19 protein-coding genes and 2 pseudogenes are annotated in these 20,738 nt (G+C 65.1%); 10 read left to right on the top strand and 11 right to left on the bottom strand.

Annotated elements, in window-relative coordinates:
• Window positions 1–28: 28 nt before the first annotated feature.
• The 11 genes and pseudogenes from ASD86_RS20540 to ASD86_RS20490 all read right to left on the bottom strand — a co-directional run bounded on the left by ASD86_RS20540 (window position 29) and on the right by ASD86_RS20490 (window position 9,449).
• Window positions 29–1,174 carry a homoserine O-acetyltransferase gene (locus tag ASD86_RS20540; protein WP_056115025.1) on the bottom strand — a complete coding sequence of 382 codons (1,146 nt, stop codon included), beginning with the start codon at window positions 1,172–1,174 and terminating at the stop codon, window positions 29–31.
• A 189-nt stretch (window positions 1,175–1,363) separates the two neighbouring features.
• Window positions 1,364–2,383, bottom strand: coding sequence for a tetratricopeptide repeat protein (locus ASD86_RS20535; protein WP_056115234.1), 1,020 nt, complete (start codon window positions 2,381–2,383; stop codon window positions 1,364–1,366).
• Between the two features lie 26 nt (window positions 2,384–2,409).
• A complete protein-coding gene (locus ASD86_RS28015) occupies window positions 2,410–2,862 on the bottom strand; it encodes a cytochrome c-type biogenesis protein (RefSeq protein WP_056115022.1) in 453 nt (150 codons plus the stop codon).
• A 194-nt stretch (window positions 2,863–3,056) separates the two neighbouring features.
• The gene (locus ASD86_RS20525) at window positions 3,057–3,602 is read right to left on the bottom strand and encodes a DsbE family thiol:disulfide interchange protein (protein WP_056115019.1); all 546 of its coding nucleotides are present in this window, start codon (window positions 3,600–3,602) and stop codon (window positions 3,057–3,059) included.
• A gap of 146 nt (window positions 3,603–3,748) precedes the next feature.
• Window positions 3,749–5,653 (bottom strand): annotated as a pseudogene (locus ASD86_RS20520) (heme lyase CcmF/NrfE family subunit); the annotation flags it as partial.
• A gap of 282 nt (window positions 5,654–5,935) precedes the next feature.
• Complete coding sequence (ccmE, locus tag ASD86_RS20515) at window positions 5,936–6,403, bottom strand: cytochrome c maturation protein CcmE (protein ID WP_046656477.1); 468 nt, start codon at window positions 6,401–6,403, stop codon at window positions 5,936–5,938.
• Complete coding sequence (gene ccmD / locus ASD86_RS20510) at window positions 6,400–6,564, bottom strand: heme exporter protein CcmD (RefSeq protein WP_056115014.1); 165 nt, start codon at window positions 6,562–6,564, stop codon at window positions 6,400–6,402. The genes ccmE and ccmD overlap by 4 nt, the downstream gene beginning before the upstream one ends.
• A complete protein-coding gene (ccmC, locus tag ASD86_RS20505) occupies window positions 6,564–7,328 on the bottom strand; it encodes a heme ABC transporter permease CcmC (RefSeq protein ID WP_056115012.1) in 765 nt (254 codons plus the stop codon). Before ccmC ends, ccmD begins: the two co-directional genes overlap by 1 nt.
• A gap of 153 nt (window positions 7,329–7,481) precedes the next feature.
• On the bottom strand, window positions 7,482–8,198 hold the full coding sequence (ccmB, locus tag ASD86_RS20500; RefSeq protein WP_056115009.1) for a heme exporter protein CcmB: 717 nt from the start codon (window positions 8,196–8,198) through the stop codon (window positions 7,482–7,484).
• Window positions 8,195–8,854 (bottom strand): heme ABC exporter ATP-binding protein CcmA, encoded by a 660-nt coding sequence (gene ccmA / locus ASD86_RS20495; RefSeq protein WP_056115006.1) that lies wholly within the window; start codon window positions 8,852–8,854, stop codon window positions 8,195–8,197. Before ccmA ends, ccmB begins: the two co-directional genes overlap by 4 nt.
• A gap of 121 nt (window positions 8,855–8,975) precedes the next feature.
• Window positions 8,976–9,449, bottom strand: coding sequence for a DUF3293 domain-containing protein (locus tag ASD86_RS20490; RefSeq protein ID WP_056115002.1), 474 nt, complete (start codon window positions 9,447–9,449; stop codon window positions 8,976–8,978).
• 204 nt (window positions 9,450–9,653) lie between these two features.
• Between ASD86_RS20490 and ASD86_RS20485 the strand changes: the two genes are divergently transcribed.
• From ASD86_RS20485 to ASD86_RS20440, 10 genes and pseudogenes are all read left to right on the top strand, one after another.
• Window positions 9,654–10,802, top strand: coding sequence for a pyridoxal phosphate-dependent aminotransferase (locus ASD86_RS20485; RefSeq protein WP_056114999.1), 1,149 nt, complete (start codon window positions 9,654–9,656; stop codon window positions 10,800–10,802).
• 414 nt (window positions 10,803–11,216) lie between these two features.
• Window positions 11,217–11,579 (top strand): annotated as a pseudogene (locus tag ASD86_RS20480) (hypothetical protein); the annotation flags it as partial.
• Window positions 11,580–11,860: 281 nt separating this feature from the next.
• Entirely contained in the window at window positions 11,861–12,922 is a 1,062-nt protein-coding gene (locus tag ASD86_RS20475) for a type IV secretion system protein (RefSeq protein ID WP_056114998.1), read from the top strand.
• A complete protein-coding gene (locus ASD86_RS20470; protein WP_056114994.1) occupies window positions 12,919–13,686 on the top strand; it encodes a TrbG/VirB9 family P-type conjugative transfer protein in 768 nt (255 codons plus the stop codon). Before ASD86_RS20475 ends, ASD86_RS20470 begins: the two co-directional genes overlap by 4 nt.
• Window positions 13,683–14,921, top strand: coding sequence for a TrbI/VirB10 family protein (locus ASD86_RS20465; protein ID WP_056114990.1), 1,239 nt, complete (start codon window positions 13,683–13,685; stop codon window positions 14,919–14,921). Before ASD86_RS20470 ends, ASD86_RS20465 begins: the two co-directional genes overlap by 4 nt.
• Window positions 14,922–14,948: 27 nt before the next feature.
• A complete protein-coding gene (virB11, locus tag ASD86_RS20460) occupies window positions 14,949–15,986 on the top strand; it encodes a P-type DNA transfer ATPase VirB11 (RefSeq protein WP_036103029.1) in 1,038 nt (345 codons plus the stop codon).
• Window positions 15,987–16,164: 178 nt separating this feature from the next.
• Window positions 16,165–17,037, top strand: coding sequence for a lytic transglycosylase domain-containing protein (locus ASD86_RS20455; RefSeq protein WP_200957283.1), 873 nt, complete (start codon window positions 16,165–16,167; stop codon window positions 17,035–17,037).
• A gap of 285 nt (window positions 17,038–17,322) precedes the next feature.
• On the top strand, window positions 17,323–17,709 hold the full coding sequence (locus ASD86_RS20450; protein WP_056114985.1) for a TrbC/VirB2 family protein: 387 nt from the start codon (window positions 17,323–17,325) through the stop codon (window positions 17,707–17,709).
• Window positions 17,702–18,013: a VirB3 family type IV secretion system protein gene (locus ASD86_RS20445; RefSeq protein ID WP_056114982.1), complete on the top strand. Its 312-nt coding sequence runs from the start codon at window positions 17,702–17,704 to the stop codon at window positions 18,011–18,013. Before ASD86_RS20450 ends, ASD86_RS20445 begins: the two co-directional genes overlap by 8 nt.
• Window positions 18,014–18,166: 153 nt before the next feature.
• Window positions 18,167–20,626 carry a VirB4 family type IV secretion/conjugal transfer ATPase gene (locus tag ASD86_RS20440; protein WP_056114979.1) on the top strand — a complete coding sequence of 820 codons (2,460 nt, stop codon included), beginning with the start codon at window positions 18,167–18,169 and terminating at the stop codon, window positions 20,624–20,626.
• Window positions 20,627–20,738 lie beyond the last annotated feature (112 nt).

The following is a 20,738-nucleotide window of genomic DNA, read 5'->3' as shown; positions in this document are numbered from 1 at the left end:
AGGACCGGTGCCGATCCGGTTGGTTCGCTCAGCTGGTTCGCAGTTCGTCCAGGAATCCGGCCACGGCCGGGCCGAAGCGGGCGATGTCGACCAGGAACGCGTCGTGGCCCTGCGGCGACTCCAGCGGCACGAAGCGGGCGTCGGCGCCGCCGGCGCGCAGGCCGTCGGCGATTTCCTGCTGTTGCTGCAGCGGAAACAGGATGTCGGTGTGGACGCCGATGGCCAGCGCCTTTTCCACCCGGATCGCGGCCAGGCCGCGGCGGACCTGTTCCTCGTTGTCCAGGCCGTCGCCGCCGCCGCAGTAATCGCCCAGGTCGAACCAGTCCATCGAGCGGCTCAGGTACAGGTAGCAGTTCGGGTCGAAGCGGCGCACGAACCGGCGGGCGTGGCCTTCCAGATAACTTTCGACCTCGAATTCCAGACCGAAGGGCTCCTCGTCGGCGCGATCGGAGTCCAGCCGCACCCGGCCGAATCGCCCGTCCCATTCCAGGGCCGAGCGATACGTGATCACGCCGAGCTTGCGCGCCATGCGCATGCCCGATTCGGGGTAGTTGGTTTCGTCGTAGCCGCCCTGGTTCCACTGCGGGTCCAGACGGATCGCTTCGCGCTGCAGCGAGCGGATCGCGATCGAGAACGGCAATGCGCGCGCCGCGCCGGAGATGTTGATGTGGTTGCGCGCCAGCCCGGGGTGGCGGATCAGCAGCGCGAGCGCGGTCATGCCGCCCATCGAGTTGCCGATCACGCAGGCCAGACGCTCGATGCCGAGCGCGCGCACGACGTACGCGGCGGCGTCGGCGCCGTCTTCGATCGACAGTTCGGGAAATTCCAGCCGGTACAGCTCGCCGGTGTAGGCGTTGATCGAGGCCGGGCCGGTCGAACCCTTGCAACTGCCCAGCGAATTCACGCAGATCACGAACCAGTGATCGCTGTCGATCGGCTTGCCCGGGCCGAGCATCGCTTCCCACCAGCCCGGCTCGGAATTGCCGGCGTTGGCCGCGGCGTGCGCGTCGGGCGACAGGCCGGTGACGATCAGGATCGCGTTGTCGCGCCTGGCGTTGAGTTCGCCCCAGGTTTCATAGGCGATGCGCGCGCCGTGCAGGGCGCCGCCGCGTTTCATCGGGAACGGCGAGGGCAGGTCGATGTGGCGGGTGCCGGGCGGGATGAATTCGGTCATGCCTTGCTCGTGTGGCCAGTGCTTGCGCTGAAAAGATTCGAAAGTCGACGGCCGCGCGGGGGCGGCGGTCGCGATGCAGAGCCTAAACCATCGCCCTGACCGGCGGCCGCGACCGGAACTGCAATTGCGTTATCGGCACATGCCGGTAGCGGGCGATCCGGGCGACCGATCGTGGTGTCGATCGCGCGTTCAGTCGACCGCGCGATCGATGACGACGACCGTCGCGCCCTTGGCATCCACGCGCACCGTCACCGGCTGCGAGGTCAGGTCGCCCGATTGCGGGATGGCGTTGCCGGAGGCCGACACGCGCGCGAGCACCTGCACCTGTTCGAGCTGCGACAGCTTCATGGTCGGCATCGGGCTGTCGCCGTCGTCGAGAGTGACCTCAAGCGGGAACTTCGCGGCCGGGTGCTTTTCCACCGCGACCGGCATCGGCGGGCCGCCGAGCTGGCGCGCGATCACGAACACGCTGGCGTTGGCGGGCAGCTTCGCCGCCAACTGCGGCGACAGTTCGACCCGGATCTTGAGGCCGGGGCCGCTGGCCGCTGCGCTGTTCGCGGCGGCCGGCGCGGGCGCCTGCATCGGCTCCATGCCGGCTTCCTGGCGCGCGCCATTGATCTGGTCGAGCAGGCTCGCGGCGGTGGCCGGATCGACCACGCTCAGCAGTGGTTCCCAGGTCTTGGCCGCTTCGGCCGGCTGTTCGGCCTGGCGCTGGGCGATACCGAGAAACCAGCGCGCGCGCTGGTGCATGGGCTGCTGTTCCAGCGCGTGCTTGAGCATCGCCACCGCTTCGTTGTCGAAACGGCGTTCGCGGGTGGCGAGTGCGCGCGCTTCGGCGGCTTCGGCGAGCAGGTCGGGATTGTCCGGCGCCAGCTTGACCGCGCGCGCATACGCATCGCGCGCCTTCATGCCCAGGCCTTGCGCGGTGTAGGCGCTGGCGAGCAGACGCCAGCCTTCGATCTGATTCGGATCGCGCTCGAGTTCGGCTTCCAACTGAGTCACCGCTTCGTCCAGCGTCTGCGGCGCCTTGCGTTGCTCGGGTTGCAACCCGGCTGGGGTGCCGATCGCGAAATACAGCGCGACGGTGGCCGCCGCGAGCGCCACGCCCAGGCCGGCGCCGAGCGCCGGTCGCGTCCGCCACAGCGGATGCAAGGCGTAGCCCAGTACGAACACGACCAGTGCCGCGCCGCATGCCACGAACACGCCCATCGGGGCCGATCCCATCGTCACCGCCATCACCACTCTTGTTCCTCGTCAATGCGCGTGTCGGCCGGTCCCGCCTTCGCCGAACGCGTAGTGGCCGAGCGTGCATGCACGATACGTGCAACGGCGAAGCCGCCGGCCAGCAACAGCAGCGCCGGGCCGAACCACAGCAGCCAGGTCTTGGATTCGACCTGCGGTCGGTAGAGCACGAATTCGCCGTAGCGCGCGACCAGGAAATCCTTGATCTCGCCGTCGCTCTTGCCCTGGCGCATCAGCGCGAGCACTTCGCGGCGCAGGTCGTGGGCGATCTGGGCGTTGGAATCGGCCAGCGATTGGTTCTGGCACATCACGCAGCGCAGTTCGGCGACCAGGGCGTGGAAGCGGCGTTCTTCGCTGGTGTTGGTGAAGCTCAGCGGGGCGGGGTCGTTGGCGGGTTGGGCTTGGGCGGGTTGGGCCAGGGTCAGAGCCAGCGACAGGCTTAGCAATGCGGCGGCGGCGAGCGTGCGCAGTGGCTGGGAAGCAAAAGCGAATCCCCCCCGGCCCCCTTTTTGCAAAGGGGGGAGTCCATCGGACGGCAATGAAGAGAGCGTGTCCGATCGCGGCGATACCACCTGCAAGCCCGTGCTGTTCCCCCCTTTGGAAAAGGGGGGCAGGGGGGATTCGCTTTTGCCCGCAAGCCTCATCGCGCCTTCTCGATCTTGCTCAACGCCGGCAGCAACTCATTCGCGATCACCTTGTCAGTAAGCGGCCCCACGAACTTCCAGCGCACGATCCCGCGACCATCCACCAGGAACGTTTCCGGCGCGCCGTAAATGCCCCAGTCGATCGCCGATTTGCCGTCGTAATCGGCGACCACCACCACATAGGGATTGCCGTACTGCTCCAGCCAACGCAGCGCATCGGCGTGTTCGTCCTTCCAGTTGAACCCGATCACGCGCAAGCGCTTGGTTTCGGCGAAGCGGGTCAGCACCGGATGTTCGTCGCGGCAAGCCGGGCACCAGCTGCCCCAGACGTTGAGCAGGTACGGTGCGCCGCGCAATTCCTGCGAGGTCAGCAGACGGCCGGCTTCGTGCAGCACCGGCAGCGAGAACTCGGGCGCGGGCTTGCCGATCAGCGGCGACGGCAGCTTTTCGCGATCGGGATTGCGGCTGAGCCACACGCCGGCGGCGAGCAGCACGGCGAGCGCGGCGAATACAGCCAGCGGCAGCCAGCGACTCTTGTTCATCGGTCGTCTCCATCGGGCGTGCGGTCAAAGACGGCATCGTCGTTGCCGCGATATCGCTTTTCGGTCGCGAACGCGTCCGGCCCATCGGCCAGCGCGAACTCAAACGGATCGGGCTCGGCGCGTTTGGGTTCGGGCGCGAGCTTCGGCCGGAAGCGCCGATCGGTCGCCGCCACCAGGCCGCCCAGCATCATCAGCAACGCGCCCAGCCAGACCCAGCGCACGAACGGCTTGATGTGGACCCGCACCGCCCACGCGCCGCCGCCGAGCGGTTCGCCGAGCGCCACGTACAGATCGCGGGTGATGCCCGGCGCGAGCGCGGCTTCGGTCAGAACCTGGCCACCGCTGGCGTAGGCGCGTTTTTCCGGATGCATCACGGTCAGCAGTTCGCCGCCGTCGAATACCGTGACGGTGCCGTAGTCGGCTTCGTAATTCGGCCCGACGCTGTGCTTGACGCTGTCGAAGCGGAACGAATAGCGGCCCAGTTCCAGGCTCTTGCCCGGCGCCAGCGCGACTTCGCGCTGCACGCTCAGGCCTTCGACCAGCAAGGCGCCGATCAGGAACACCGCCACGCCCAGATGGGCCAGGGTCATGCCGAGCATTTCGGCGGTGAAGGCATTGCCCTTGCCGCGCACGCGCGTCCACACGAAGCGCAATGTGCCGGCCGCGACCCAGACCGCGCCGCCGACACCCGCGGCGACCTTGAGCGGACTCTGCGGCGCCAGGAAATACGCGGCGATGGCGGCGCCGAGCGCAAGCCCGGCCCACGGAATCAGCATCGCCAGCGGGCGCGAGGCCTGTTCGCGCTGCCAGCGGAACAGCGGGCCGAACGGCAGCAGCAACACCAGCGGCGTCATCAGCAGCACGAACATCAGCGCGAAGTAGGGCGGGCCGACCGAGATCTTGCCCAGGTCCAGCGCATCGGCGAGCAAGGGGTACAAGGTGCCGAGCAAAACCATCGCGCACGCGGTCGCCAGCAGCAGGTTGTTGCCCAGCAACAGGGTCTCGCGCGACATCAGTTCGAACGGCTTGCCGGCGTTTTCCTCGCCCGACGGCGCGCGCAGCGCGTACAGCAGCAGCGAACCACCGATCACGATGCCGAGGAAGATCAGCACGAACAGCCCGCGCGAAGGATCGGCGGCGAAGGCATGCACGCTGGTCAACACGCCGGAGCGAACCAGGAACGTGCCGAGCAGCGACAGCGAAAACGCGGCGATCGCGAGCAACAAGGTCCAGCCGCGGAAGCTGCCGCGTTTTTCGGTGACCGCCTGCGAGTGAATCAGCGCCGCGCCGGCCAGCCACGGCATGAAGCTGGCGTTCTCGACCGGGTCCCAGAACCACCAGCCGCCCCAGCCCAATTCGTAATACGCCCACCACGAACCCAGGGCGATGCCGAGGGTCAGGAAGGCCCAGGCGACGTTGGTCCACGGCCGGGTCCAGCGCAGCCAGCGCGCGTCGACCTTGCCGTCGAGCAGCGCGGCGATCGCGAACGCGAACGGCACGCTGAAACCGACGTAGCCGATGTACAGCATCGGCGGATGGATGATCAGGCCCGGGTCCTGCAGCAGCGGATTGAGGTCGCGGCCTTCGGCCACCGCCGGCAGCAGGCGCGCGAACGGGTTGCTGGTGAAGATCAGGAACGCCAGGAAGCCGACGCTGATCACGCCCATCACCCCGAGCACGCGCGCGATCACCTGCGACGGCAGCGACTTGGAGAACCACGCTACCGCGCCGGTCCACAGTGCGAGCACCAGCGCCCACATCAGCAGCGAGCCTTCATGCGCGCCCCACACCGCGGAATAGCGGTACAGCACCGGCAGCAGGGTGTTGCTGTTCTCGGCGACGTAGCGCAGCGAGAAATCCTGGTTGACGAAGGCATGGGTCAGCAGCACAAAGGCGAAGCCGACCAGCAGCAATTGCGAATACGCGGCCGGCCGCGCGATCGCCATCCACGGCTCGATGCCGCGGTGCGCGCCGAGCAGCGGCAGCACGGTCTGCAGGACCGAGATCAGCAGGGCGAGGATCAGGGCGATCTGGCCGAGTTCAGGCAGCATGGGCGATCGCCTTGTGATTCATGACGCGATTTGGATCCTGGAGGGCGACAGCAAAAGCAAAAGCAAAAGCAAAAGCAAAAGCAAAAGCAAAAGCAAAAGCGAATCCCCCTCGGTCCCCCTTTTGCAAAGGGGGAAGACAAGCGGGCTTCGATGAGACGACCAGCGATCGGATCGCTATGCGGTAATCCGACTCAAGCGCGAAACCCCCATCCACCCGTGCTGTTCCCCCCTTTAAAAAAGGGGGGCAGGAGGGATTTGCTCTTGCTCCACGCGCGAAATAACTCAACGCGCAGGCTCCACGCCACCCGGCGCCGCGACATCATGCTTCTTATGCGCCTGCCCCATCTTGTCGGCGACTTCCTTGGGCATATACGTCTCGTCGTGCTTGGCCAGAATCTCCTCGGCGACGAACGTACCGCCCTGCATGCGACCAGTCGCGACCACCGCCTGCTTCTCGCGGAACAGGTCTGGCAGGATGCCGGTGTAAACCACCGGCATCAGCGCATCGCCGTCGGTGACGCTGAAATGCGCGTCCATCGAACCCGACGCGCGCTTGAACGAACCCTCCGCGACCATCCCGCCGAGGCGGAAGCGCGCGCGTTCGCTGGCATCGCCACGCAGAATTTCGCTGGGCGTGTACAGATAGGCGACATTGCGCTGCAAGGCGGTGGCGACCAGCGCGGTGGCGACACCGGCGGCGGCGACCAGGCCCAGCACCCACAACAGGCGACGGCGACGGGTGGGATTCATCGGCTCAACTCACTGGGGGTGCTGCGTGCCGCGTCGCGCGCCGCGCGCTTGCGCGCCTGGCGCAGTTCGCGACGGACCTGCCACTGGCTGGCGAAGAAATCCCAGCCCAGCACGATGAAGAACACTGCGTAGGCAGCGATGAGGTAATTGCGGTATTCCATCAGCGGAGCTCCTGAGGATTCGCCACGCCGGCCAGTTGTGCGACCCAGGCCTTGCCCTGTTCGCGGCGCAGGTTGTCGGCGCGCGCGCGCACCAGCAGCGCGCCGATAAACCACAGCTTGGTGCCGACGATCATCCAGATCAGCGGCGCCATCATGCTGGGGTCCATGCTCGACTTGCCGAACAGGCTGATGGTCTGACCCTGGTGCAGCGAGTTCCACCACACCACCGAATAGCGGATCACCGGCAGCAGGGCGACGCCGACGATCGCCAGCAGGCCGGCCGCGCGCGCGGCGGCGCGACGGTCGTCGATCGCCTGGTACAGGCCGATCACGCCCAGGTACAAAAACAGCAGGATCAGCTCGGTGGTCAGGCGCGGGTCCCAGTCCCACCAGGTGCCCCACATCGGCTTGCCCCAGATCGAACCGGTGGCCAGGGTGATCACGGTGAAACCGGCGCCGATCGGCGCGCAGGCCATGGCCAGGATTTCGCACAGCTTGATCCGCCAGATCAGCGCGATCGCGGCATAGAACGCCATCAGCCCGAACACGGCCAGGCTCATCCACGCGCTGGGCACATGGACGTACAGAATGCGGAAGCTGTCCTTCTGCTGGTAATCGGCCGGCACCTGGAACAACGCGCCGTACAGACCCCACGCCATCACCAGCAGGCCGAGACCATACGCCCACGGCGCCCAACGCGCGGCGAAGCGGTCGAAGGTAGGCGGCGAGCCGAGTTGGTGGAACCAGCGGACGAGTGGATTCATTCAGTGGTTCGTTCGAAGGTCTCGAGGTCTGGGTCGCCGGGCGGCCTGGACGGTTGAGCGCGACAGCCGGGCTGTCGCGCACGGGTTCGGTCTGCTACTGGGTCCTGCTTACGCGTCCTGCCTGGTGCTTCGCAACGCGAGCCGCCGGCGCCGTCAGCTCAGCGCGATGCGGATCGCGGCGGCGGCGGCCAGCGGTGCCAGCAGCAGCGCCACCACCAGCCCGGCGGCCAGCAACAGCAACGCGCCTACCGGGTCCAGTCCCTGGGCCGAGCGGGCCACGCTGCCCGCGCCGAAGACCAGCACCGGAACGTATAACGGCAGTGCCAGCAGGGCCACAAGGATACCAGAGCGCCGCATCCCGACCGTCAGCGCGGCGACCACCGCGCCGAGCAGACTCAGCAAAGGCGTGCCCAGCGCGAGCGAGGCCAGCAGCACCGGCAATTGCTCGCGCGGCAGGTACAGCAGTTCGGCCAGGAACGGGGTGGCGATCAGCAAGGGCAGGGAGGTGGTGGCCCAATGGGTGAAGGTGCGCACCGCGACCAGCCAGCCCAGCGGCACCGGCGCCAGCATCCATTGCTCCAGCGAGCCGTCCTCGGCGTCGCCGCGGAACAAGGTGTCGAGCGCGAGCAGCCCGGCCAGCAGCGACGCCAGCCACAGCACCGCGGCGGCGACCTTCGACAGCGCCTGCTTCTCGCCGCCGAGGGCGAGCGCGAACAGCACCACCACCAGCAGGGCGAACAGCGCCGGTTGCAGCGCATCGCCACGGCGGCGCCACAGCAGGCGCAGATCGCGCGCGAGCAAGGCGCGCGCCGAACCGATCAAACCGGGCGTCGCCGCGCCGGCGCCGGGATTGCGTTGCCGTACGCTCATGCGCTGGCCTCCATGGCCGCGCGTCGCAGCACCAGCATGCGCGTGCGCACCGGCGGCGCGGCGTAGGCGCCGTGGGTGGTCACCAACGCGGCGCCGCCCTCGCGCAGATGCGCCTGGACCATGCGGTTGACCAGTTCGATGCCTTCCAGGTCGAGGTTCGCGTACGGCTCATCGAGCAACCACAGCGGCGCCGGCGACATCCACAACCGCGCCAGCGACAGCCGCTTCTTCTGTCCGGCCGACAACTGTCGCGCCAGCGCGTCGTCGTAACCGCCCAGGCCGACGATGGCCAGCGCGTTCTCGGGCAACTGGCTGCGGCGACGTCCCTGCAGGCCGCACAGGAAATTCAGATTCTCCAGCGCGCTCAAGTCGGCCTTCAGGCCCGGCAGGTGGCCGAGGTAGGCGATCGCGCGCGCCCGGCGCGAGGCGTCCGACGGTTGCCCGTCGATGTCGATCCGGCCGTCGTCGGCGCGCAGCAGGCCGGCCAGCACGCGCAACAAGGTGGTCTTGCCGGCGCCGTTGTCGCCCTGCACGAGCAAGGCTTCGCCGGCGTCGACGGCGAAGTCGAGCGGTCCGAACACGGGTTCGTCGTTGCGCGCGAAGCGCAGGCCGCGGGCTTCGAGCAGGGGCGGAGCGGTACGTTCTAGTGGAGTCATCGGTCGCAAGCGGGCGGCGGGTCGGGCCGCGAAGCGGGCAGTCTATGCGACTGCGCGGCTCGCTCCTCACTCTTGCTGCTGATTGTCTGTTCGCCGGCCGGCTTGGTCAGGCACGATCCGGTCAGGCACCGACCCAGTCGGTGTGCGCGGCCGGCCCGGCATGGCGCGGACGATCGATCAGCATGCGCAGCCGCACCGGTTCGCCGCGTCGCCAGGCCAGCACGCCGGCCTGGCCGAACTCGCGCGCGAGCGCGTTGGCCGCGGCATCGTCGAGACCGGCCAGCAACCAGCCCGGTTCGCGCCACTGTCCAGCGACGTCCTCGGCCCAGGCGGCATGGCGTTGCACGCCGACCGCGTCCAGCCGCGCGACCAGGCGTTCGTCGGCGGCACGGTTGGCGCTGTCGGAGTGCGGCTCGGACGCGGGGTTCCACGCGGTCATGAACACGTAGCCGGCGGCGGGCCAGTACGCTTCCAGGTCGGCTGCCGGCCGGCCCACGCGCAAGGGCAGGGCATCGCCATCCAGCGCGACCGCGTAGTCGGCGGCGGCGTAGGCGATCGCCAGTTCGGCGGCGTCGAGCACCTGCAGTTCGCGCATGCGCGCAGTGTCGCGGCGCCACGCGGGCAGTGCAAATCCTGCCGACGGGCGGGCGCGCCGCCGATCGCATGCGCTGTCTTGCCACCGTCATATAGACATATATAGATATGCCGCCGCGTCATTGCCGCCGACCGCAACGGTCTAACGACCTGCAACACGGATTTCGTACACTTCCCGGTCCGATCGCGATCACGTGCCCGACCCATGACCCTGACCACCAAGCTGCCGAAAGTCGGCACCACCATCTTCACCGTGATGTCGCAGCTCGCCGCCGAACACCAGGCGGTCAACCTCGGTCAGGGCTTTCCGGATTTCGACGTGCCCGTGCGCCTGATCGATGCGCTGGGCCGGGCCATGCGCGAAGGCAAGAATCAGTACGCGCCGATGACCGGCATCCCGGCGCTGCGTCAGGCCATCGCCGCCAAGACCGAGCGTTGCTACGGCTACCGGCCCGACGCCGATGCCGAGGTCACCGTGGTCTCCGGCGCCAGCGAGGCGATCTTCGACGCGGTCCAGGCGGTGGTGCGTCCGGGCGAGGAAGTGATCGTGCTCGACCCGTGCTACGACAGCTACGAGCCGGCGATCGACCTGGCCGGCGGCCGCGCGGTGCATGTGCCGCTGGACCCGCGGACCTTCGCCGTCGATTGGGATCGGGTGCGCGCGGCGGTCACGCCGAACACCCGCCTGCTGATGATCAACTCGCCGCACAACCCGTCCGGCGCGATGTTCGACGCCGACGACATCGCCCGCCTGGGCGAACTGCTCGCCGACACCGGCATCTGGTTGTTGTCGGACGAAGTCTACGAACACATCGTGTTCGACGGCCGCCGCCACGAATCGGTGCTGCGCTATCCGCACCTGCGCGAGCGTGCCTTCGTGGTGTCGAGCTTCGGCAAGACCTACCACTGCACCGGCTGGAAAATTGGTTACTGCATCGCACCGCCGGCCTTGTCGGCCGAACTGCGCAAAGTCCATCAGTACAATAGCTTTTGCAGTTTCGCCCCGGCTCAATGGGCGTTCGCCGAGATGATCGAGGCCGAACCGGAGCATTACGAGGGGCTGGGGGCCTTCTACGAGGCCAAGCGCGATCGCTTCCGTGATCAATTATTGACCACCGCGCTCAAGCCGCTGCCGGTGCCGGGCGGCTATTTCCAACTGATCGATTACTCAGGCGTCAGCGATCTCGACGATGCCGCGTTCTGTCGTTGGCTCACAGTAGACAAGGGCGTCGCCGCGATCCCGCTGTCGCCGTTCTACGAGTCGCCGCCGGCCGGACAACGTCTGGCGCGACTGTGTTTCGCGAAGAACGAAGCGACCTTGGACGCGGCGATCGAGCGTTTGTTACGGCTGTAACCCGCAACTCGATTTTGCACTTTTTTTGCACAACTACTTGCCGAATGCTTTGACTTCGGTCTAATCTTCGTCTACGAGTGTCGTCAGACGCTCGTTCGACGGTATAACCGTGGCTGTAGGGGGAGTTCATGGACAGAACGATCAGCGCGTGCCGCATTTCCGGCATGGCAAGAAAGTCGCGACCCGGCGCTAAAAGGGATGACGTGTTGCGCGTCTCTTTTGCAAAGGTGTCCGACGTCTCATTTCGACCGATATCTTTCCGGTCACCTCATTTCAAACAATGACCGCGACGAGGTCCGTCGCAGCGTGCTGGCCGGGCCAGTCGCAGCCGACGACCGCTTCGGGTCCTATCGTGCGTCAGTACATTACTTAGCCGGGGAACGCGTGAGACAACTAACTGCAACCAGCCCTCGTTTGTGGATCGCGATCCTGCTGGCCGTTGCGCTGGCCGGGTGCGCCACAAGGCCCGCGCCGGATTTCGGCGGCCGCTGGAAGCCGGTCAACCGGTATTCCGAAGCGCCCAACGAAATTCCGCTTCATCAGTCCTACGTCTTCTATCCCTCGCCGATGGACGGCACCTTGAAGGCGATGCTGACGCGCTGGACCCAGGATTCGAACATGAAGCTGGATTACCAGCACTATTCGGATTTCACCCTGCATCAGGCGGTGTCGCAGATCCACACCACCAGCCTGCCGGACGCGATTTCGCAGCTCAATTCGGCCTATGCCGGACACGGCGTGGTGATCGCGCGCGAAGGCGAGCAGATCGTGGTGCGCTCGGCCGTTTCGGCGGCGCCGGCGGCCGGCAACGATACGCCCGCGGTCGACGCCGCATCCAAGTCCGCGCATGCGCCCAAGAGCGAGCCGTCGCAGCCGCATTCGCCGTCCGCCAACGCCGCCGATCCGGCCGCGCTGCCGGCCGCGACCCTGGCGCAAGCCTCCGGTCCGTCGCGTTGATCCTCGAACGGCGCAAGCCGGCCCGCACAGGCGACGAGTCCCGGCATGCGCAGGCATGCCGCGTCGCCGGCAACGATTCCATCGTTATGGATGCAGCATAGATGTTCGGAAAAAAGCCCGTAACTCCGGCGGTCGAGAACGCCGTCTCCAAGGCGGTGAACTACGAGGTCACCGTCGCCGACATCGCCAGGCGCAGCGAGAAGCGCGCGTGGCTCGTCGCATTCGGCTCGTTGATCATGTCGCTGATCCTGGCCGGCGGTTATTTCTACTTCCTGCCGCTCAAGGAGAAGGTGCCGTACCTGGTCATGGCCGACGCTTACACCGGTACCGCGACGGTCGCGCGCCTGCGCGACGACTTCGCCAATCCCAGCGTCACCACCAGCGAGGCGCTCAACAAGAGCAACATCTCGCACTTCATCATGGCGCGTGAGTCCTACGACTACTCGCAGATCGGTGAGCGCGACTGGGCTACGGTGTTCGCGATGGGCAGCCCGCAGGTCGCCACCGCCTATCAGCAGTTGTTCGGCTCGACCAATCTGGCCAATCCGATCACCGTTTACGGCAAGACCAAGACTCTGCGAGTCAAGCTGTTGAGCATCCAGCTCGCGGCCGATGCGATGGATACCGGTCCCGGTCCGAAGGTGGCGACGGTGCGCTTCCAGCGCAGCCTGTACAACAAGGAAAGCGGCGACAACACGCCGCTGGACAGCAAGATCGCCACGATCGAGTTCACCTACAAGTCGAACCTGAAGATGGACGAGATCAATCGCGTCCTCAATCCGCTCGGCTTCCAGGTCACCGGCTATCGCGTCGACAACGACTACGCCGCCGCGCCGGCCTTGCCGCCCAACGCGATGCCCACGCAGACGCCCGCCGCGGCCTATCCGCAGCAGCCCGGCGCGGTCTCGCCCGACGCCGCCAATCCGGCCGCTTACCCGCCGGGTACCGCGCCGCCGCCGGCCGCCTATCCGCCTGGCACGGTTCCGCCTGGCACGGCGCCTCCGGCAGGCACCGCGCCTCCGGCAGGCGCGCCCGCGGCGTATCCGCCGGGCACCGCGCCGCCGCAGGCCGCGCCGCTTCCCACCAACCCCGCCCAGCAGCCGCAACAGCCGGCTGCGGCACCTGCACCGACTGGCAATGCGAATGGAGTCAGCAACCGATGAACTGCCTGCGTAAACATCGCCTGGCCGCCCTGTTGTTCCTGGCGGTTTCCGGCCTCGCACTACCTGCCTCGGCCCAGGTGATCCAAGAGTACGAATACGAAGCCAACCGCATCTATCCGGTGCGCACGGGCCTCGGCATCACCACTCAGATCGAACTGAGCCCGAGCGAGAACATCCTCGACTACAGCACCGGTTTCAGCTCCGGCTGGGACATGAGCCGTCGCGACAACGTCTTCTACATCAAGCCGAAGAACGTCGACGTCGACACCAACATGATGATCCGCACGACCACCCACTCCTACATCCTGGAGTTGAAGGTCGTGGCGACCGACTGGCGCGTGCTCGAGCAGGCCAAGCAGGCCGGCGTGCAGTACAAGATCAAGTTCGTGTATCCCAACGGCACCGAGTTCTCCGGCGCGAAGGAAACCAAGGCCGAACCGGTTCCCGAGTTGAACACCACCCTCGACAAGGGCCGCGTCTACAACTTCGATTACCAGTTCTCGAGCCGCAAGAAGCAGTCGTGGCTGGTGCCGACCAACGTCTACGACGACGGTCAGTTCACCTACATCAAGATCAACGGCGTGAAGGATCTGCCGACCGGCAACTTTCCGGCCGTGTTCGGCCGCGAACGTGAAGGCAGCGAAGACTTCGTGGTCAACACCACGGTGGAAGGCAACACGCTCGTGGTTCATGGCACCTATCCCTACTTGATCATCCGTCACGGCAACAACGTCGTCGGTCTGCGCAGGAAGAAGCAGAAATGAGCCAGAACCTACCTCCCAATCAGCCGGGTAACCCGGAAGAGTCCGGCGGCACTCCGGAAAACAACAGCAGCTACGGCTACGCCGGCGCGAATCCTTATTACGGCCAGCAGGCCACCGGCCCGGCGCCGGACCTGGATGCCAACGCGCCCACGCTGAAGTCCTCCGACGTGCAGCGTCTCAATCGCAAGGCGTTGCTGTTCCTCGGCGGCATCGTGCTGCTGTTGATCGTGGCCGCGCTGTGGATGTTCAACGCGGCGACGTCCGGCGAAGACAAGAAGCCGAAGGTCGAAGAGGAAGTGGTCAATATTCCCGACCTGCCCAAGACCGTGGCCGATCCGCCGCCGTTGCCGGTCGATCCGCTGGCCGGCATGCCGCCGTTGCCAGTGGTCGATCAGGCCCCGCCGCCGATGCCGATGCCGCCGCCGGAGCAGATGGAGCCGGTCAAGCGCGGTCCGAGCCTGCTCGAACGCCGCATCTCGGGCGAGGGCGGTGGTGGCGAAGGCGGTGGCGGTAGTGGTGGTGGCAGCCTGCCGCCCGGCGTGATGTCGCCCGAAGCCTATGCCCAGGCCATGATGGCCGCCAACGGCCAGGGCCCGGCGCGTCCGCAGGAGGATAAGGAAAAGGCCACCAGCGCGCAGCCGATCTACAACCCCGACACCTTGCTGGTGCGCGGCACCTACATCCGTTGCGTCATGGAAACCCGCATCGTCACCGACCTGCCGGGCTTCACCTCGTGCGTGGTCACCGAACCGACCTATTCGATCAACGGTCGCCGTCTGCTGCTGCCGAAGGGTTCGAAGGTCTCGGGTCGCTATCAGAGCGACAACATCAACGGCCCGCGCGTGTCGGTGATCTGGGATCGCATCACCACGCCGAACGGCATCGACGTCAACATGGCCAGCCCGGGTATCGACAACCTCGGCGGCGCCGGTCATCCGGGCGACTACAACGCGCACTGGGGCAGCCGCATCGCCTCGGCGCTGCTGATCAGCCTGATCAGTGACGCGTTCAAGTACGCCGCGGCCAAGAACGGTCCGGAGACGAGCACGGTGACCAACAGCGGCAACCTGGTGCAGACCCCGTACGAGAGCAACACCGCCGAGGCGATGGAGCGTTTGGCCAACCAGGCGTTGGACAAGAGCATCAACCGTCCGCCGACCGTGACCATCAACCAGGGCACCGTCGTGAACATCTATGTCGCCAAGGATGTCGACTTCTCGTCGGTCCTCAGGTGATGTCGATTGCAGCAGCGGTAGCTTGAGATGGACGCCGATAATTCACCGATCGCGCAAGTTTCCAACGCCTTCCTGGAGTACCAGTACCAGGTGTTGGGCATCCTGGAGTACATGAGCTCTCCGGATGTCACGGAAATCTGCATCAACCGGCCGGGCGAGCTCTATCTGGAGACTCGCTCCGGCTGGAACCGCCTGGAAGTGCCGAGCCTGACCTTCGAGCGGGCCCGGCAGTTCTGTACCGCGGTCGTCAACGAGAGCAACACCGGGCAGCGCATCACCGATGCCGACCCGGTGGTCTCCCTGACCTTTCCGACCGGACAGCGCGCGCAGTTCGTGATTCCGCCTGCCTGCGATCCGGGCAAGGTCTCGATCACGATCCGGTTGCCGTCCAAGCACAGCAAGACCTTGCAGCAGTACCAGGAAGATGGGTTCTTCAACGAGATCCTGGAGCAGACCCACGTCCTGAGCGAACACGACCGCGAGCTGCTGGAGCTGCGCGCGCAGCGCAATTACGCCGAGTTCTTCAAGAAGGCGGTGCAGTACAAGAAGAACGTGGTCGTGTCCGGCGCCACCGGCAGCGGCAAGACCACCTTCATGAAGTCGCTGGTGAACCACATTCCGGAAGAAGAGCGGCTGGTGACGATCGAGGACGCGCGCGAGTTGTTCATCACGCAGCCCAATGTCGTGCACTTGCTCTATTCGAAAGGTGGACAAAGTACCAGCAACATCACGGCCAAGAGCTGCATGGAAGCCTGTCTTCGCATGAAGCCCGACCGGATCATCCTGGCCGAGTTGCGCGGCGACGAATCGTTCTACTTCATTCGTAACTGCGCCTCGGGCCATCCAGGATCGATCACCAGTTGCCACGCCGGCAGTACCGCGCAGACGTGGGATCAGTTGGCGTTGATGGTGAAGGCATCGAACGAGGGGTCGGGGCTGGAGTTCGGGGTGATCAAGCGCTTGTTGATGATGACCATCGATATCTTGGTGCACATCAAGGCGCATGCGGGCAGGCGCTACATCACCGGCATCGACTTCAATCCTGAGCGGTCACACAGTGAATGAGTTCAGGTGCCCAAAACGCTGCGAACTGTGACGTAAGTGTGCATACTCATTGACATTGCTTGCTGCTAGATGAATCATTGCTGCGTCGATCCAACTGTTTGCAACCCCATCTTTCTGCGGATGTTCACAGGGATCGGCGCAACGGTTGGCACGGGGGGATCACGGAATGTTGCCCGGAATAGAGTTGATGAACTGCCCGGGCTTGGCAGTTCCAAATGAAGTCATGCACCACGTCGTGCGCGTGGAGTCCTCGTTCAATCCGTTTGCGATTGGCGTCGTGGGCGGTCGCCTGGTGCGCCAGCCGCAAAATCTCGCCGAAGCCGTCTCGACCGTGCGCATGCTTGAGCGCCGCGGTTACAACTTTTCTCTGGGCGTCGCTCAGGTCAATCGTTACAACCTCGGCAAGTACGGCCTGGACAGTTACGAAAAGGCATTCGAAGTCTGCCCAAATCTTCAGGCAGGCTCAAAAATTCTGGCCGAATGTTATGGCCGCTCCAGCGGGGATTGGGGTAAATCCTTCAGCTGTTACTACTCTGGGAACTTCGTCACGGGTTTCCGGCATGGATATGTGCAAAAGATTTATGCGTCGATCAACAGGGGAGCGACGCCATATTCCGATGCTCAGGCCATCGCGGTAATCGGCAAGTCATCTCGCAAGGATACAAAGGCGCCTTCGGCGCTGGCGTCGGTCAACCCGGCCAATCCGGTCGCTCCGGCCACCTATGCGCCGGGCCGGCAGTCGGGTCCGCAGCGCCTGGCGTCGGTCAGCGCCTCCCAGCCGATGGCCGCGGCGATGCCTCAGATGACGTTACCCGCTGCAACGATGCCCGTGGCCCAGCCGCTCGCGGCCGCGCCGATGATGCCCGCCGCAATGCCGGCAGGCGTCGCGGCCATGGGCGGCGCGGGGATGGCGTCTCAGGCTCAGAGCTCGCAGCCGGTTAGAGTCATGCCGATGAATGCTTCGGCAGCGCTCCCGCAGCAGCCCGCGCCCGTCGCTCCGGCGGCGGCCGTGGCAGCGCAGGGGCCGGGCGATCAGGCCTTCGTTTTCTGAGCGCCGATCCGCCGATGCGTGTTGCTCGACCCGACTTTGCTCGAATTTGATCCGACCTTGATCCACCTGGTTTTGATTTGCCCAATTTGCTTCAACTGATTTTGCCGTACCCGATTTGATCGGCCTTGTTTGATCAATTGGTTTCTTGATCCGCTTGTTTCGATCAATACGCTCTTGATTCACCCGCTTTCGATCGACCAGTTTCCCCTCCACCGACGAACCATCCGAAACACACCGCAGCACCTCGACCATTTTGTCCACTAGCGAATAGAAAGGACCTCTTCAATGAACAACAATATCCAGATCAAGAACTTCCTCTCGGCCTTCGCAATGGCGGCTCTGTTCGTCGGCGCGCTGGCGGCGCCGGAAATGGCCTTCGCCCAGGGCACCGTCACGGGCGCCAAGACCACCGTGAAGGGCTTCTTCGACAACCTCAACAGCCTGCTCAACATCGCCTCGATCGCGATCGTGACCATCGCGGTGATCTTCGCCGGCTACCAGATCGCGTTCGCGCACAAGCGCATCTCCGACGTCATGCCGGTCCTGCTCGGCGGCTTCCTGATCGGCGCCGCCGCTCAGCTGGCCAAGATGGTCATCCCGGCCGACATCGGCGCCGGCGGCGGTGGCGGCATGGCGGTCCTGGTGAGCACCTTCCAGAACCTGTATGCATAAGAATGCGATGTTCCGCGGCTGCACACGGCCTCCCATGTTCCTGGGAGTGCCGTACGTGCCCTTCACGTTCGCGGCCGGGGCATGTCTGCTTTCGACGTTCTACTTCAATATGTGGTTCATCCTGACGCTGCCGGTAGTGATTTTCGTCATGCGTCAGATGACACGGCGCGACGAGATGATCTTCCGTCTGCTGGGGCTGCGCATGCAGTTCCGGGTGCGGATGAGGAACATCGTTCACCACGGCACCATGTGGGTGTTCTCGCCGAACCACTATCGCAATCCAAGCGACAAGAAGTCTCGATGATGTACGCAGGCGCCATCGCGGTGTACCGCATGGCGCCTGCGGTTCTTGGCCGTCCGCGGCGCCCCTGACCGGGCGTTGTCGGATGCTTGATCGCGTCGCGGGCCCCAGGCCCGGCGACGTCCTTCCAAAACCACGGGATACGCAGTACCCATCATGCTCACACCCGATACTCCGATCAGCGAATTCATCCCGCTGTCCACGCATGTCTCCCCCACCGTGATCAAGACCACGGGCGGCGATTACATGATGGTCTGGCACCTGGGCGGTCTGCCTTTCGTCGGTCGTGAAGAGTGGGAATTGGAGCATCGCCACAACACCTTCAATCGGATGCTGCAGACCCTGCGCGCGCCCGATTTCACCAACGTCGCGTTCTGGGTCCACGACGTGCGCCGCCGGCGCCGGATCCGCACCGACAGCAAGTTCAACGAGCGATTCAACCAGGACCTGTCGGACGGCTATTTCGCCGCGCTGTCCTCGCAGAAGCTCATGCAGAACGAGCTGTACCTGACGATGATGTACCGCCCGATCGTGTCGGGTAAGCGTTTCTCCGAGAAGTCCGCCGATATCCCGCGCCTGCAGGAAGAGCAGGACCAGTGCGTGGCCAAGATCCTCGAGCTGGCCGGCAACGTCGAAGCCGTGCTCAAGGACTACGCGCCGTACCGCCTGGGCATGTACGAAGCCAAGAACGGCATCGTCTTCTCCGAGGCGCTGGAATTCTTCGGTTACCTGCTCAACCGCATCGACGAGCCGGTGCCGGTGCTCAGCGCGCCGGTCTACAACTACCTGCCGGTCAGCCGGCTGATGTTCGCCGCCAAGAGCGGCGACTTCGTGGTCAATACGCCGACCAACGCCAATCATTTCGGCGCCATCCTCAATATCAAGGAATACCCGGATTCGACCTACCCGGGCATCCTCAACGGCCTGAAGTACCTCGACTTCGAATACGTGATCACGCATTCGTTCAGTCCGATCGGTCGCCAGGACGCGCTCAAGGTGCTCGACCGCACCAAGGGCATGATGATTTCCTCGGGCGACAAGGCGGTCAGCCAGATCTCCGAGCTCGACTACGCGATGGATCAGCTCGCCTCGGGCAACTTCGTGCTCGGCGAGTACCACTACACCTTCGCGATCTATGCCGACAGCCAGGAAAAGCTCGCCGCGCAGGTCGCGCAGGCGCGCGCCGAACTGTCCAACGCCGGTTTCGTTTCGGCCAAGGAAGACCTGGCCGTCACCGCGTCGTTTTATTCGCAGTTCCCGGGCAACTGGAAGTACCGCACGCGCCTGGCCAACGTCAGCTCGCTGAATTTCCTGGGCCTGTCGCCGCTGCACAACTTCGCGACCGGCAAGAAGGAAAACAACCCGTGGGGCGACTGCGTCACCACGCTGCAGACCACCAACGGCCAGCCGTACTACTTCAATTTCCACGCTACCCATCCGGCCGAGAACTCGCTCGGCGAGAAGGCGATCGCCAACACCATGGTGATCGGCAAGTCCGGTACCGGTAAGACCGCGCTGATCAACTTCCTGCTCAGCCAGGTGCAGAAGCTCAAGCCGACGCCGACGATCTTCTTCTTCGACAAGGACCGCGGCGCCGAGATCTTCGTGCGCGCCTGCGGCGGCAATTACCTCGCGCTCGACAACGGCCAGCCGACCGGCTTCAACCCGTTCCAGTGCGAGCGCAACGAAACCAACGTGCAGTTCCTGTCCGACCTGATCAAGGTCCTGGCCGCGAAGGGCACCTATTCGGCGCGCGAGGAGGAAGACATCTTCCGCGCGGTCGAGAACATGCTCGACACGCCGATGCACCTGCGCAGCATGACCAACCTGCAGAAGAGCCTGCCCAACATGGGCGACGACGGCCTGTATGCGCGCCTGCGCAAGTGGACCGCCGGCAACTCGCTGGGCTGGGTGTTCGACAACCCGGTCGACACGATCAAGCTCGACAAGGCCAACATCATCGGCTTCGACTACACCGATGTGATCGACAACCCCGAAGTGCGCGTGCCGGTGATCAACTACCTGCTGCACCGCCTGGAAGAGTTGATCGACGGCCGCCCGCTGATCTACGTCATGGACGAATTCTGGAAGATCCTCGACGGCGGAGGCGCGCTTAAGGAATTCGCCAAGAACAAGCAGAAGACCATCCGTAAGCAGAACGGCCTGGGCATCTTCGCGACCCAGAGCCCGGAGGACGCGCTGGCCAGCGACATTTCCGCCTCGCTGATCGAGCAGACCGCGACCCTGATCCTGCTGCCGAACCCGAACGCCAGTCGCGAGGACTACATCGAGGGCCTCAAGCTCACCGATGCCGAGTTCCAGGTGGTCAAGAGCCTGGACGAGCGTTCGCGCTGCTTCCTGGTCAAGCAGGGCCATGCGGCCACGGTGTGCCAGCTCAACCTGCGCGGCATGGACGACGCGCTGGCGGTGATTTCGGCCTCGACCGACAACATCGACATCATGCATCAGGTGGTCGAGAAGGCCTCCCACAGGACCGGGATATCGGTGGACGAACTGACCCCGGACGCCTGGCTGCAGGACTTCTACGACAACCGCAAGGGCTCGGGCAAGGGCAAGCAGGCGTCGTCCGACCCCCGCGAGCGCGCCCACGCATAACCTGGAATGTGCCGCCCGTCGCCTGCCCACTGGCCTGGACGATCACATTCCTTGAGTATTTGTTCCACTGGAAAAGAATGTAATTGACGTCCTTTGCGAGAATGCCCGTTTT

Origin of the sequence: Lysobacter sp. Root690, from assembly GCF_001427785.1 — a bacterium.
Lineage (GTDB): Bacteria > Pseudomonadota > Gammaproteobacteria > Xanthomonadales > Xanthomonadaceae > Lysobacter.
The sequence above is the reverse complement of the archived record's forward strand: the minus strand, read 5'-3'. Positions and strand labels throughout refer to the sequence as shown.